The following is a 14994-nucleotide window of genomic DNA, read 5'->3' on the forward strand; positions in this document are numbered from 1 at the left end:
ATCATTTTATCACTGAGTAATGATTACTTTTTTTGCCTTTAACTCTATGCAGTTTACTTATGACATCTTTTTTTGATAGCTTACGTGACGAGTGGTTTTCCAATGTTCGCGGTGACGTTTTATCAGGTTTGGTGGTCGCACTGGCCCTGATTCCAGAAGCCATTGCTTTTTCTATTATCGCAGGCGTCGACCCAAAAGTCGGTTTGTATGCCTCATTCTGTATCGCCGTGGTGATTAGTTTCGTCGGCGGTCGTCCCGGTATGATTTCGGCAGCGACAGGGGCGATGGCGCTAGTGATGGTGGATTTGGTGGCCGATCATGGCCTGCAATACCTGCTGGCCGCTACTTTACTGTGCGGCGCGATTCAGGTCGTCATGGGTATTCTTAAGCTCGGCAATCTGATGCGCTTTGTCTCGCGCTCGGTGGTCATTGGTTTCGTCAATGCGCTGGCAATTTTGATTTTTGCGGCTCAGCTACCCGAGCTCAACCCAATGACTGAGCGGGTTGGTATGACCGTTTATATCATGACCGCAGCCGGCTTGGCGATTATTTATCTGTTTCCACTTATTCCTAAAATTGGTCGCGTGATTCCTTCACCACTGATTTGTATTGTTGGCTTAACCGCGGTAGCGATGTATATGAATCTTGATATTCGCAACGTCGGTAGCATGGGTGATTTACCAGATTCCTTACCAGTGTTTTTGCTGCCAGATATTCCATTAAACGTAACAACGCTATTAATCATTGCGCCTTACTCTATCGCGCTGGCCATCGTTGGGTTATTAGAATCAATGATGACGGCGACGATTGTGGATGAGTTAACCGATACGCCGAGCGATAAAAACCGCGAGTGTCGTGGTCAAGGTATTGCCAACGTGGTATCAGGATTCTTCGGTGGTATGGCAGGTTGTGCGATGATTGGTCAGTCAATGATTAACATCAAATCAGGCGGACGTACGCGTCTGTCTACCTTGATGGCGGGTGTGGTACTGCTCATTATGGTGGTGTTTTTAAGTGAATGGGTCAGTCTGATACCGATGGCAGCGCTGGTCGCTGTGATGATTATGGTCTCTATCGGTACTTTTAATTGGCAATCTATTCGCGAGTTTAAGACCCATCCGATGTCGTTTAACATTGTCATGCTAGCGACCGTTTTGACCACGGTCTTTACGCATAATCTAGCGTATGGCGTGGGTGTCGGCGTGCTGTTATCGGCGCTAGCGTTTGCCAATAAGATTGGACAATTCTTAACGATATTTAGTGAGTATGACGACAGTAGCAATACTCGTTATTACTACGTCCAAGGCCAAGTATTCTTTGCCTCAACGACGCAGTTCTTGCATAGCTTTGATACCAAAGAAGCCTTGGACAGCATCCATATCGATGTCAGCCAAGCGCATTTTTGGGACGTCAGTGCCGTAGACACCTTGGACAAGCTGGTCATGCGCTTGCAACGTGAAGGGATTGATGTCAAAGTGGTAGGACTCAACAGTGCAAGCCGTACCTTGATTGACCGCTTCTCTATCCACGATCGCCGAGATATTGGCTTGTTGGATTAAGGAATTAGATGACCAAACACTGCGTCTGCGTTATTGAACGGACGTTAATTCATGGTTTGTAAATAAACTATTATATTGGCATACCAGCTCAAGCGTTAGGGTCATCACAAATACATTGACCCGCTTGACGGTATTTTAATTATAAGATGATGTGGTGGCCTTATGAGTAACTTAAAGCCAGATAGCGTGATTGCCTGCTTAGACTGTCCGGATCATGTACAAGCCGTATTAGAGGCGAGCATGTGGGCAGCCCCTCGTTTGCAGGCTCCTATCGGTCTGTTGCATTCAGTACCAAGCTTGCAGCAAAAAGCAGCAGTCGATTATTCTGGCTGCCTCAATATCGATGACGAAAGCGCTTTATTGGATCAATTTACCACCAAAGAGCATTTGAGTAACTGTGAGCTAAAAGCCCAAGGCAAGCTGTTGCTGCATCAAGCCACTACCTATTGCGAGCAGCAGCGCCAAAAACTAAAGACTTATACGCTGCATCGCCACGAAAATCTCAATGAGAGTATCGATTATGTCGATAACAAGGCGCAATTGATTGTTATTGGTCATCATGTGACCTGCAAAGCAACGTTGAGTCAGCTTATTCGCTTAAGCCACTGCCCCATTTTGGTGACTCATGCACCATTTTTGCCCCCTACGACCGCTTTATTTGCTTTCGACAACTCAGCCACTTCTCATAAGCTGCTTAATTGGCTATGTAAAACGCCACTCGTTCGCGCACTAACCATTCATATCGTCATGGTCGGTAAAGACAACTCAGAAAACTGCGATGCACTACGTGAAGCTTATGCCCGTCTGAAGCAAGCCGGTATTAAGTCTAAAAAGGCATTGCTAGACTGCCGTGATGTGACAGCCGCCTTAAATTATTATCAAAATGAGCATAATATTGGTCTGCTAATGACAGGTGCTTTTGGTCAATCTCGTTTGCATGAACTGCTTAAAGGCAGTGACACCAAAAAGCTACTAGGCAGCACTAAGACCCCATACCTACTCTTCCCTAAAGCATAACCCCAACGTGCCATTTGCGGGCAGAGTATCCGTCTCTGCCCCTCCCACCTACTTTTACTCTCTACTTATTCGCGATACACTTTTATCAAATCATCACATGAAATAAAGTGATAGCCTCCCCAAGCGCTTAAAAAGTTGGTTATAATAAAGTTTTCGTTACTGCAACGTTAAAGGTTGATCTACTCTGCTTATGCTGATAATGATGCTCGTTATCGTTGTCCTATAAGCCGTATTTATTGTCAATATCTAAGCCACTTTTGAACCTATCAGCCGAATCCTACCTACCCCCTTGAGTAGGTTTGGCACAGTTCTTGAATGACTTAAGGTAAGCACGACAGTCATACGATGCACCGCAATGTCTATATCAACCTGCGACATCACCCATATAAGGAATTTTTTATGAAGTTAATCACTGCGATCTTAAAACCGTTTAAGCTCGATGATGTACGTGAAGCGCTTTCTGACATCGGTGTCAAAGGTGTCACCGTCACCGAAGTCAAAGGTTTCGGTCGTCAAAAAGGTCATACTGAGCTCTATCGCGGCGCAGAATACGTGGTGGACTTTTTACCTAAAGTGAAAGTTGAAGTGGCCGTTATCGATGAGATGGTTGAACCTGCTATCGAAGCCATCACTCGCATCGCTAGCACCGGCAAAATTGGTGACGGTAAAATATTCGTGACCGCTCTTGAGCAAGTCATTCGTATTCGTACGGGAGAGACGGGTCCTGACGCTATCTAACGCGCAGATCCACCTATAAACACAGATTTATAGGACATACCGATATCTATATTGCATATATTCAAGGGGGAATTAACATGCAAAATCAAATCTTTGAGCTCCAGTACGCACTTGATACGTTTTACTTTTTAATGTGTGGGGCGCTGGTCATGTGGATGGCAGCGGGCTTCACGATGCTGGAAGCTGGACTGGTGCGCTCAAAAAACACGGTCGAGATTTTAACCAAAAATATCGCGCTATTTGCCACTGCTTGTACTATGTATATGATCTGCGGCTATGCCATTATGTATGATGGCAATCTGTTTTTGAGCGGTATTGCAGGCGGTGAGACCTTGGTAGCAGACGCTCTAGCAGCCTCAGCAGAAAATGGCTTTGGCGGTGATTCCGTCTATTCGGCAGCCTCTGACTTTTTCTTTCAAGTGGTATTCGTCGCAACCTGTATGTCTATCGTCTCAGGCGCGGTCGCTGAGCGTATGAAGCTATGGGCTTTTCTGCTATTCGCGGTGGTCATGACAGGTGTGATCTACCCTGTTGAAGGCAGTTGGACATGGGGTGGCAAAGACGTCTTTGGTCTATTTAGCTTAGGTGATTTAGGCTTTTCTGATTTTGCAGGCTCTGGTATCGTACATTTAGCAGGCGCTGCGGCGGCGCTGGCTGGTGTCTTGCTATTGGGCGCTCGTAAAGGCAAATACGGTCCTAAAGGTGAAATACGTGCTATTCCTGGTGCCAATCTGCCATTAGCAGCACTTGGAACCCTTATCTTATGGATGGGCTGGTTCGGCTTTAACGGTGGTTCTGTCCTCAAGCTCGGCGATATCGCCAGTGCCAACTCTGTCGCCATGGTGTTCTTGAATACCAATGCTGCCGCAGCAGGCGGAGCGATAGGTGCCTTATTAGTAGCGCGACTTATCTTTGGCAAGGCTGACTTGACCATGCTCCTCAATGGTGCATTGGCAGGTTTGGTTGCCATTACTGCAGAACCCTCTACACCCTCTGCGCTACAAGCAACACTGTTTGGTCTAATTGCAGGCGTCATCGTTGTCTTAGCCATTCTTGCTTTAGATAAAATGAAAATTGATGATCCAGTCGGTGCTATTTCGGTGCACGGCGTGGTTGGGCTATTCGGTCTACTGATTGTTCCTATTACCAATCCAGCGACTACTTTCGTTGGTCAAGTTGCGGGTGCAGCTACTATCTTTGCTTGGGTATTTATTGCCAGCCTGATCGTTTGGTCAATCATTAAAGTAGTGATGGGTCTGCGTATCTCGGAAGAAGATGAATATGAAGGTGGCGATATCGCTGAATGCGGTATGGAAGCATATCCAGAGTTCGTCAGATAATCAGTTAGTATTTGCATAAAATTAAAGCATAAAAAATCCCGCAACACCTTTCGGTAATGCGGGATTTTTTTGTGCTTTATAAATGGGTTTTCTATTTATAAGTTAACTTTTTATAAAGCAAGTAATAACCTAGTTTGATTCACCCTAGCTTATTTCTTTTTCCATTCTTGACTTCGTGAGAATGGACCGATATAACCTTTTAGCTTCAATGTACTGCCACTCAGTTGTGCAGTCATACGATAATCTTTACCTTTTTCAGGATCTGTAATCGTACCGCCACTATACTTACCACCACCGTCAGCTTTGAGGCCTTTGATGATAGTTGTACCAACGTGTTTTTGACCTTTGGCTGAGTTGGTAGCAATGAGCTTACCTGTCAACACGCCATTTGACTCAGTGATTTTTACTGTGCCTTTTGGCTTGCCTTCATCATAAGTCTGCCAAGTGGTATTGGCTAAAGGATCAGCGGCGAATGCCATGCTTGCTATACCGATACCTGCAACTGCTAAAGTGGTTTTTGTAAATAATTTCATAGACTGACTCCCTTCATACAATGATTACTCGAAACGTTATGTTTCTGATCTCCTATGCTTATCCTTCGCTAAAATCTTTATTCCGAGCTTTACAGTTAACTACTATTTGATAGTGGTCGAATGTAATGGTAAATAAGCTGTTCATTAAAAACTTAAACGACATAAGCGATGTCTTGACCCATTATAAGCAATTTTAAGCTTTTGCCTAGTAATTTTTTTATAGTTTATTATTTCTATAAAAAAAGAACTATATCAAACAGTTACAAGAAAGGATTGTCTATATTTTTGTCCAATTGGTCATCTTTTTCTTTTGACTTGCCGTCATTATTGTTGTATTCGACATTACTTTCAAAAGCTTGCAGAATCGTAGTCGTCAGCTCGTGTAAGCGTTGTGCTTGCTCATATCCAGCGCTATCAGGCGTCAAATCAATATCACCATAGATAATAATTTTATCTTTTTGATTTTCGATGACTAGCTCACCGATTTGCATACTTTGGTGATTATTAGCAAATGGTTCAATCATTTGAGTCTCCTTTCTATTAACAGCATCTTACGTGATTTTTCAATAGCGTACACTTTTAGTTACATTTAAAGGAGTTATGCCTGTAATTGGGCAATTAACCATTCGAGAATTGCCCAGACAAATAGCATCCAAGCAGGTTCTTCAGCAGATACATCGGGCAAATCCGAACTTTCACCAGCCTTTAGTGGCAGATCAAACGCCTCTGCTTTGGTTTGAGAATCGAGCACTGGTAGGACATCGATGCCTGTTTTGGCAGTTAATTGGTCAATACTTATAATCTCTATACGCTCTGATTCATCATTTGGCGCATAGTACACCCCTGCTTGATTGGTTGCGGGAATATAAACCGCTTTAAAAAAATGACTGGGTACGAGTACACGGTCAGCAAGCTGTTTGGTTTTTTTATTCGTGAACGCCACACCAGTAACGGTATAAACCTCACCATATTGCTGGGTCAAATAGCGGGTCGCCGACTCTATATTACGCCAAATATAGCGGTTATTGCGTGGAGATTGCGGGGCAATATTAGCGAGACTAAAACTATCATACTGTTGGCTGCGCGTGGCCATATTGGCATTAGGGGCGATATGGCCACGATCATAGCCAGAGCCTGAATAATCAGACAGCGAGGCACGTGCGGATTTTGGTAGTCGACTCTCTTCATGAAAGCTGTCTTCACGATCGATTTCTTTGGCTTGATTTAAGCGCTTGCGCGTCAGATGCTCAGCTGACCACAGCGGTGTACGCGAAACGCCCGAATACATAGTGGCAAAACCGTCCATGCATAATGCTTGGGTGTTATTGCTGAGCTTGGTATTGGTAAATTCGGGATAAATACCACCATAAAAAGATTGGCTACACTGGGTAAAGTCATCGGCCTGCGCTGAAGTAATACCGACCACGACAGCCATTACTGTCACTATTGCGCTACTTTTAAGGCTGCATTTAAGCCTAGCAAAACTTATCATTCAACTTTCAACCATCTGTGCTTGTTATTACGTATGCGCTATCCTAGCAGGCAGCCAACAATAAAGAAAGATAAGGCGTAAACCGTGACATTTTAAATGCTATCCGCTATACTAGGCGGTCTAAAATGTACGGACAACTGATTATTTTTCGTTTTAATAATAATCAAGCAAAACTGTCTGCTATATCAAAACGGTGACGTGGGTGAGTGGCTGAAACCGCACGCCTGGAAAGTGTGTATACGTTCATAGCGTATCGAGAGTTCGAATCTCTCCGTCACCGCCAATCTTATAAAACCTCAGTTTTCCTACCTTATCCCAAGCACTCCCATATACCTTTGTAACCCTTTATAAATAACGCGTCTAGCGTTTTTTTTATGTCTGCTGTTTTCCCAATCTATCCGAGAATAACCTACCTATCCCATAGCTTGTGTTGGTCTATCTGTTGGTCTATTATTTCATTAGACCTCAAAAAGACCAACATTTAAGCTTTATGATTCAGCTTTAGACCAACGTTTTTGTTGTATCTCTTGATTCATATAGCTTGTAGCCATAGGGAATAGACCAACATGTTAAGCGATAGTAAGATACGCAAGCTCAAACCCAGTGAGAAATGCACACCTTCATGTCCTGACAAATACAGTGATCAGCAAGGCTTACAGCTATTAGTACGCAACACTGGCACAAAGACATGGATAAGCGCCTATCGCTTTGATAGTAAGCAGACACGCCTCACACTCGGTACTTACCCCATCATGTCGCTGTCTGAGGCTAGACAAGCCAATACTGAGATTAAAGCGCTGCTCGCTGATGGTATCGACCCAAAAAATAAAAAGCGTCAAGACAAGCTTGCTAACATCCACGCACAGAAATTTAATGACTACGCCTTAGGCTGGCTCGCTGAGCGCAAGCGCAACGTTAAGCCGCGTACCTATCAGCAAGACTATAACCGGATGCATAAAGACGTATTGTCTCATTTCGAAGGCATTGCACTAAAAGATGTAAGCTTTGAGGATTGTCGATCGATGGCAGATGAGATCGAAACGCGTGTGAACACAAAAGGTGAGCCGCCACGTGAGGTGACTAGACGCACTATTGATCTGGTTGCTAATGTTTTAAGACGTGCCAAACGCGAACGCATCATCGACCAAAACCCAATCGATGATCTAAAAGCACTCTATCCTAAAGCCAAAAGTCAGCACATGAAGCATGTAGATATCAATGAGCTGCCTGCCCTACTCCAAGCTATCGAAGGCTATCATGGTCACGACCAAACCCGATTAGGTATGAAATTCTTAGCATATTCATTCTGTCGTACCATCGAGCTGCGTATGATGAAGTGGAGTCATATCGATTTTGCCAATCGCTTATGGCGTGTTGATATTGATAACCTTAAAATTGCGCGTAAGCATGTCGTACCGCTATCAGATCAAATGCTGGCAGTATTAGAAGAGATGAAAGCAATTACAGGGAAATATGAATATGTGTTTTACCACACGGGTATGCATCAGCCGTATAGTGAAGAGTTTATCAATAATGCGCTCGATATCTTGGGTTACGCAGGCAAACAGACAGGTCACGGCTTTCGTCACATCGCCTCTACCAACCTAAACGAGCTTGGCTATATGGGCGATGCGATCGAAAAGCAGATGGCGCATGATAAAAAAAGCAGCATTCGCGCGGTTTATAACCACGCGCAGCACTTAGAAGAACGGCGTAAGATCATGCAGGTCTGGGCGGACTTTTTAGACCTGCTCCGAGACAAAGGTAAGGTAGTAGACTTTCAAACAGCTCGTCAGCAGATTGAACAGTCGCTAAATGAACATAAAAAAGCATCACTGTTAGATATAGACAGCGACGCTCTGATACAAGCCTTACTAGATAAGGGTTTAAGCAATGAAGAGATACAATTATCATTGTCCAATAAAAATTAAACTTTAATCAGCGAGTTGGCTTCTCAAAGACTTTGTTTCTATGAGGCTTAACATTTACATTATGGTGCTTTTTTTTCTTATCTATAGGAGATGTAATTTCCATTGGCGGCTTAATTGAATTTGAATCAGATGGTACTTCCTCTTTTGACGATATACTCATATTCTTTTCATCGGCTTTATGTTCTTCAGTGTACTCAAAAACTTGCTTCTCACTTTGGTCGTTTGGAGACAACACTTCCTTATAAGCGTCTTCAATGTATTTATTTATCAGTTTATTTACTGTGATATTATTTTTCTTTGCGAGCTCGTCTAACTTGGCTTGATTTTTCTTATATATTTTTATGATTCCATTGCTTGTTTTGCTCTTGGAATCATTTTGCTTTTGCCCATCCCATGCCTTCTTAATACTAAATAAAGCATAGCTTCGGGGAGAGTAACCCTTATTCTTTTCAGTTCCAATATCGTCACTTTCAATATTAGAAAGCCTATCTAAACTGGCTAATATAAGCTCATATTTTTCCTCAATGGTCTCAGGAAAGAACACACCTTTGAGAATAGTATATTTATTTTTCTCAAGATAATCACACGCCCACTCGATCTGTTCATGGTTAGAAGCATCAAGCCATTTCAGTTCTTTGTTCTCAGTACGACCCTTTAAGTATGTTGATTTAATTGACAGCAAAAATGCCGTCTTCCAGTCACCATCTCTAAGTATTTCATCTTTGTAATCGAGGTTATATGAAGTGCAGTTTAGAATTGATATATGATAGCGTAGTAAATTCGATATTCCAGTAATCAACTCTTTTTTACCTTTGTAAGCATAGTCACTAACTGCACTCTGAATCAAGCTCATTAAAAAAAGTGAGCATCGCAGATCGTTTTTAAACCAGTCAAGATAGCTATCTGGTAAGACATTTTTGGCTTTATAATTTACCAAAAAGTTATATCTATCCATAGAACCAGGACAACTTTTAAGCTGAGTAATCAGTAATTTTTTATAGTCATCATCATCGTAAGTTATATTTTCCCGACTTTTACCTAATAAATGGTTATCTATATATAGTAGAGATCTTGCATCCGCTGAACTCAGTTTTTGCAGCTCCTTATAGAAATCTTCAATATCTCTCCTACCAGATTTTATCTCTTTGATGTAATCATCTGTCATTAATTTCAAAAATTGCGATTGACTGTAAATCATTGATGCTTGATCAAATGGATAGTTCTGGTTGTCAGGAAGCCTAGTTAATTGTCCATCCACCATGTCATTTCCTCATAAAATATTATAGAAAAACACAATATAAAACCTAGTTTTTACAAGGTTTTATACTGTTTTTTTTATAGTTTATTTATAGCAATAAATCCACACAGGCCTTGTTATTAGGCGCTATAATTTATCTATAGATAATATATACTAGCTTACAATAAGAGTCTATATTTTTATTACGTATTAAACGACGGGCTGGTTAGCTACAGCGATGGATGTCGCGAGTCTATACTAAACTGGCGTAGACGAAGCCAAGCAACTATTGAGTTAGGATTTGCTAGAGATAATAATGAGCAGCTTTAATCGGAAGTGGTAGTTTAATAGCGAAAATATGCTTATCAAACCTAGTTCTAAGTCAGAGTAGATAGCTTTAAAAATTTGTGATCTCCACCTGTTTCTAAAATATTATAGCGGAAAATTGTTCAGACTAGTTGGTAGTGTCATTCAGCTAACTCCACTTCAACCATCTACCCTTAAAACCCTATAATCCACCGCTACCTGTCACAATGATTTCTAGAACTCGCCTACAGAAAGCTGCTTTCCGGCAGCTCATCCTTAGTGGGTTATGTATATTATTAATAATACAGTAACCGATTATCCTAAAGCTGAGAGCTTCAACTCTCAGCGACCATCATTATAAAAATACGAACTGTTCCCACCCTATGAAACTAACTTCATAGGAATACCATAATGTCTTACTCACACCTAAACCAACCGCTAGCTGCTGCAAACGTCCATAGTCTTGTTACAGATATACTAGCGAACACTATCTGTTTTAATGAGGTCTTAAATAAACTGAACGGATTTTATTATCCGTTCATGACTCACTTCGATAGTGAGCTATTTTACTCACGGCCAGTCTTATCATTTTTTAGTAGCACTCAAGCGATCGTTGGTGATACCTATCCAGAAAACGTGATTTGGGATCATGATAAAACTCAGCGTTTTATCGACATGCTGCCATGCTATAAAAATGATATTGAAAATGAACGTAATGCGTTCATTTACCAAGAATCTCAAAATAAAAATAAACTAGGGTGCTATATTAATAATCTAATCGGGCATTATTCAAGACTGCTCTTTATACGTATCGACCTAAAATACGCAAAAGAAACCAGCCACCATGTGACCATTGAAGACTTCAATTATCACATGAGCAAGTTTCGAGAGCTTATCGGTAAAGCAAAAAACTGCAAGCCAAAGAGTTGCTTTGAGCATTTGCAAGGCAATGCTTGGGCTATTGAGCAAGGTGGGGAAGAAGGTGGGCTGCACTGTCATTTACTGCTTATGTATGATGGTTCAGAGCGACAGAATGATTGGTATATTGCTAAAGAGGTGGGTGAGAAATGGAAGGAGGTAACCGCTGGTCTAGGCGAATATTATAGCTACCATGATAAAGAACGTAAGCAGCAGTATAAGCAACATGACAAACTAGGTATCGGCATGATACATCAAAATAATCCTATTGAAGTTGAAAATGCTCTAGCTTCAGCTCTATACCTAACGAAGCCAAGCAAGAATGAGCAGCAACTTAAACTTTGGTTACCAAACATGCGTACCTTTGGTCATGGTATTTATCGTACAAAAAAACGTAGAGGCTTGCCTGAATAACAAAATATTTTTAGATATATAGTATTCCTATGAGATCAGTCAGGAAGCATCGCTCTCCTGACTGTTTAACCCCAAACTATCCTAATTAAAGGTCTGCTTAATCGCAGGCCTTTTTTATGCGCAATCTAAAAAGGAGTCCTTTATGAGACCGATCTGCCCACACTGTCATTCAGCGAACGTAAAAAGCAATACGGATACTGACAGTCCCTTTAATATCTTTGAGCAACTGTGTTCACAATCTGCCCTATCAGGTCTTGGTGTAAGCATCTGTAGGTACTACAAAATCAATTCAGCAATCGGTGTGGTGGTAGGAACGGCACTGGCTTCTGCTATTAGCTTGGCTAAAGACAAACTACAACAGCCACCCTTACTCGTTTTGGCAGCAAAGCCCAGTTATACCTGCAATACCTGCTCAAGAACTTTCAGCATTTAACCTATCCATATAACCCATAATTCTAATCAAAACTAAAAGGAAAAATCATAATGGCACATTTAATCGAATCAATGGCATACGTTGGCGAAACCCCTTGGCATGGCTTAGGTAATGAGCTGGCTCCCAAGCAGCCTATCGAAGTCTGGGCAAAGCAAGCGGGTATGGACTGGCGTATAGAATCCTCAGACGTGAGCTACATGGCGAATAATGATAAAGGACACAATTTGATTCTGCCCTTTGCTGAGCAAAAGGTGTTGTACCGCTCTGATAACTTTGAGCCATTATCAGTCGTTAGCCAGCGCTATCAAGAAGTACAACCTCGTGAGATTCTAGAGTTCTATCGTGATCTTACGGAACAGTCTGATTTTGAATTAGAGACCGCAGGCGTCTTAAAGGGCGGCCGTAAGCTATGGGCATTGGCTCGTACAGGGCAGTCAGCAACGCTTAAGGGTAAAGATGTCAGTAATGGCTACTTGCTTCTTGCAACCGCTTGTGATGGCACGCTAGCGACCACAGCACAGTTCACATCAATCCGTGTGGTCTGTAATAACACGCTTTCTATTAGCTTAGCGAATGGTTCAGGAGGCGTCGTTAAAGTTCCGCATTCCACCTCGTTTGATGCGGATAAGGTCAAGCAGCAACTAGGCGTGTCGGTGAAGCAATGGGATGAGCACAGCTATGAAATGAAGCAATTATCAGAGCGCCGTGTCACTCAAGCAGAAGCCGCCAATTATCTTAGCCGTGTGTTCAATGATCAGGACAATGACATCATTCTGTTCAACAGCGCTAAGAAAGAGAAAGACGCGGTGCCCAATGCCAAGGCGATGAATCAGGTGATGAACATGTTTAACGGTCAAGGTCGCGGAGCCGATCTTGATGCCGCTAAAGACACCGCTTACGGCTTGCTATGCAGTATCACTGAATACGTCGATCACGAACGCAGAGCAATGTCGAGAGACCATCGATTAGACGGTGCTTGGTTTGGCTCTGGCGCTAAGCTTAAACAAAAGGGTTTAGAGGAATCGCTACTGATGCTGGCCTAACCAGCCACATTTAAAATCTAACAATACAATCAACCACGCCTTCGAGCGTGGTTTTTTATGCCGCTTATTTCATTTAATACCCATAATCCATTTATCAAAGGAGTTCGTTATGAACATGATCGCACTAAACAGCACGACTCAGCCAAGACAAGCCAAGCGTGCAACCGTTAGGCTTAAACCAGCAGTAGTGAAAGCCAAGCAAAGCGTTACCGCTGATAAACCTAACCAATCTAATACTTCAACGACTGCTAAGCGTTTGATTAATACTAAAGATTTAAGCCGTGAGGACTGGCTACAGGTACGCAGACAAGGCATTGGCAGCTCTGATGCCGCTGCCGCTTGTGGTATTCATCCGTATTTATCGATGCTTGAGTTATGGATGATTAAAACAGGACGCATGAGCTCCGACATCGATGAGAGCATTGAAGGATATTCACCACTCTATTGGGGTAATACCTTAGAGCCGATGGTCGCTAAATATTACCAAGCGCATACCGGGAATAAGGTACGCCGCGTGAACGCTATCTTGCAGCATCCTGAGCAGCCATTCATGCTAGCAAATTTAGATTATGCCATTACTGGTAGTGATGAGGTACAGATTTTAGAATGCAAAACTGCTGGTGAACATGGTGCTAAGCTCTGGAAGCATGGCGTGCCGTTATACGTCACCTGCCAAGTGCAGCATCAGCTGGCGGTCACTGGTAAAACTGCGGCGCATATCTGCGTGCTGCTTTGTGGACACGAGGCTAAGATATACAAGGTTGAGCGGGATGAGCGCTTGATTGAGTCCATCATGGAGCATGAGCGTCAGTTCTGGCAGTATGTTGAGACAGACACGCCGCCAACCCCTGATCATAGCGAGTCAGCTGCCAAAGCCTTAAAGCTGCTTTATCCAACGCCTAAGCCCTCAAGCAAGGTTGATTTGCGAGATGATGATGGTGCCAACAAGTTGTTTGAGCAATTGCTGAGCTACCGTGACTATATGCAAGAGCTAGAGCAGCGCCATGATCAAGTTAAACATCAGCTGCAAACACTGATTGCCCATAATGAGGTGGCTGTATTTTCGATGGGCGCTATTTCTTGGAAGCGCTCGAAAGATAGTATCGGCTTGGATAGCAAAGCGGTCATTAAAGCGCATCCTGAGCTATTAGCTAAATTTAGTAAAACCAAGCAAGGTAGTCGCCGCTTCGTCATCTTAAACGACTAAGTCGAAACCTACTACACTTAACCAAAACAAGCGCATAACTGCCCACCCTAATCGGTGGGCTTTTTTATGGCTAAACACATTTTATTAAACCTATAAGGACTATCATCATGATTAAAGGTCTCACGATTACCCCACCAGTTTTAGGTCGTATCAGCATCGGACGTGTCATTCAAAAGGACGGCAAGCGTTTGCCTGCTAAAGACGATCAATTCACCATTACCAGTCAAGTGCAGAACAAGGATGGCTGGATCAATCATCCACTAGATGAAAAGCTACGCGAGCACAGTAACGGTAAGCTGAGACACATACCGGTACGCATGTTGTTTAACGATCCGACGCTAAACCTGCGAGCAGAGTACACGCTGTTCGATAGACAAACAGGTCGCCCACTATGCGTGGGTGACGGTGAGCAATGTCAACGTCGTACAAGTAATGGTGTGGAAACATTGCCTTGCGCATCACCTGATCGTTGTCCATTAGCGCAAGGCGGTGCTTGTAAGCCATATGGTCGCTTGTACGTTAATCTCAGTGAAGATGATGAGTTAGGTACGTTTATCTTTCGCACCACAGGCTTTAATAGTATTCGCACGCTTGCCGCACGGCTGAGCTACTTTGCTGCGGTGTCAGGCAATAAGCTGTCGTGTTTGCCCCTGCAATTAACGCTAAGAGGTAAAAGCACCACGCAAAGCTATCGTACGCCGATTTACTTTGTTGATTTAACACTACGTGATGGGGTGACACTAAAGCAAGCAGTGCAAGATGCACAGGCAATTGATGCGGAGCTTAGCGAACACGGATTTGATCAAGCAGCGCTAGAACAGGCTGC

The 14994-nt window shown here is 43.0% G+C and carries 14 protein-coding genes and 1 tRNA gene; 11 read left to right on the forward strand and 4 right to left on the reverse strand.

What is annotated here, in order from left to right; translation table 11 throughout:
- The first annotated feature begins 59 nt into the window (after window positions 1–59).
- From W293_RS0105285 to W293_RS0105300, 4 genes are all read left to right on the forward strand, one after another.
- Window positions 60–1559, forward strand: coding sequence for a SulP family inorganic anion transporter (locus W293_RS0105285; RefSeq protein ID WP_025651451.1), 1500 nt, complete (start codon window positions 60–62; stop codon window positions 1557–1559).
- A 162-nt stretch (window positions 1560–1721) separates the two neighbouring features.
- Window positions 1722–2576, forward strand: coding sequence for a universal stress protein (locus W293_RS0105290; RefSeq protein WP_025651452.1), 855 nt, complete (start codon window positions 1722–1724; stop codon window positions 2574–2576).
- Window positions 2577–2975: 399 nt separating this feature from the next.
- A complete protein-coding gene (locus W293_RS0105295; RefSeq protein WP_010197981.1) occupies window positions 2976–3314 on the forward strand; it encodes a P-II family nitrogen regulator in 339 nt (112 codons plus the stop codon).
- Window positions 3315–3391: 77 nt separating this feature from the next.
- On the forward strand, window positions 3392–4654 hold the full coding sequence (locus tag W293_RS0105300) for an ammonium transporter (protein WP_025651453.1): 1263 nt from the start codon (window positions 3392–3394) through the stop codon (window positions 4652–4654).
- Between the two features lie 149 nt (window positions 4655–4803).
- Here W293_RS0105300 and W293_RS0105305 read toward each other — a convergent pair whose 3' ends face one another.
- The 3 genes from W293_RS0105305 to W293_RS16125 form a co-directional block, all read right to left on the reverse strand.
- On the reverse strand, window positions 4804–5187 hold the full coding sequence (locus tag W293_RS0105305) for a DUF2147 domain-containing protein (protein ID WP_025651454.1): 384 nt from the start codon (window positions 5185–5187) through the stop codon (window positions 4804–4806).
- Window positions 5188–5447: 260 nt separating this feature from the next.
- Window positions 5448–5711, reverse strand: coding sequence for a hypothetical protein (locus W293_RS0105310; protein ID WP_025651455.1), 264 nt, complete (start codon window positions 5709–5711; stop codon window positions 5448–5450).
- A 74-nt stretch (window positions 5712–5785) separates the two neighbouring features.
- The gene (locus W293_RS16125) at window positions 5786–6622 is read right to left on the reverse strand and encodes a DNA/RNA non-specific endonuclease (protein WP_227502404.1); all 837 of its coding nucleotides are present in this window, start codon (window positions 6620–6622) and stop codon (window positions 5786–5788) included.
- A 249-nt stretch (window positions 6623–6871) separates the two neighbouring features.
- On the opposite strand from W293_RS16125, the gene W293_RS0105320 reads away from it, so the two are divergent.
- Both W293_RS0105320 and W293_RS0105325 read left to right on the forward strand, forming a co-directional pair.
- Window positions 6872–6962, forward strand: a tRNA-Ser gene (locus W293_RS0105320).
- 283 nt (window positions 6963–7245) lie between these two features.
- Window positions 7246–8610: a tyrosine-type recombinase/integrase gene (locus W293_RS0105325; protein WP_025651456.1), complete on the forward strand. Its 1365-nt coding sequence runs from the start codon at window positions 7246–7248 to the stop codon at window positions 8608–8610.
- 7 nt (window positions 8611–8617) lie between these two features.
- On the opposite strand, the gene W293_RS0105330 is transcribed toward W293_RS0105325, so the two are convergent.
- The gene (locus W293_RS0105330; protein ID WP_025651458.1) at window positions 8618–9871 is read right to left on the reverse strand and encodes a hypothetical protein; all 1254 of its coding nucleotides are present in this window, start codon (window positions 9869–9871) and stop codon (window positions 8618–8620) included.
- Window positions 9872–10693: 822 nt separating this feature from the next.
- Between W293_RS0105330 and W293_RS0105335 the strand changes: the two genes are divergently transcribed.
- The 5 genes from W293_RS0105335 to W293_RS0105355 form a co-directional block, all read left to right on the forward strand.
- Window positions 10694–11485, forward strand: a complete 792-nt coding sequence (locus W293_RS0105335) for an inovirus-type Gp2 protein (protein WP_227502350.1) — start codon at window positions 10694–10696, stop codon at window positions 11483–11485.
- 142 nt (window positions 11486–11627) lie between these two features.
- Window positions 11628–11918, forward strand: a complete 291-nt coding sequence (locus W293_RS0105340; protein ID WP_025651461.1) for a hypothetical protein — start codon at window positions 11628–11630, stop codon at window positions 11916–11918.
- A gap of 50 nt (window positions 11919–11968) precedes the next feature.
- Complete coding sequence (locus W293_RS0105345; RefSeq protein WP_025651462.1) at window positions 11969–12961, forward strand: DUF932 domain-containing protein; 993 nt, start codon at window positions 11969–11971, stop codon at window positions 12959–12961.
- 109 nt (window positions 12962–13070) lie between these two features.
- Entirely contained in the window at window positions 13071–14168 is a 1098-nt protein-coding gene (locus W293_RS0105350; protein WP_025651463.1) for a YqaJ viral recombinase family protein, read from the forward strand.
- A gap of 107 nt (window positions 14169–14275) precedes the next feature.
- Window positions 14276–14994: hypothetical protein (locus tag W293_RS0105355; protein WP_025651464.1), on the forward strand; the 719-nt coding region annotated here is incomplete at its 3' end.

The sequence above is a fragment of the Psychrobacter sp. TB67 genome (assembly GCF_000511065.1).
GTDB classification, from domain to species: Bacteria; Pseudomonadota; Gammaproteobacteria; order Pseudomonadales; family Moraxellaceae; genus Psychrobacter; species Psychrobacter okhotskensis.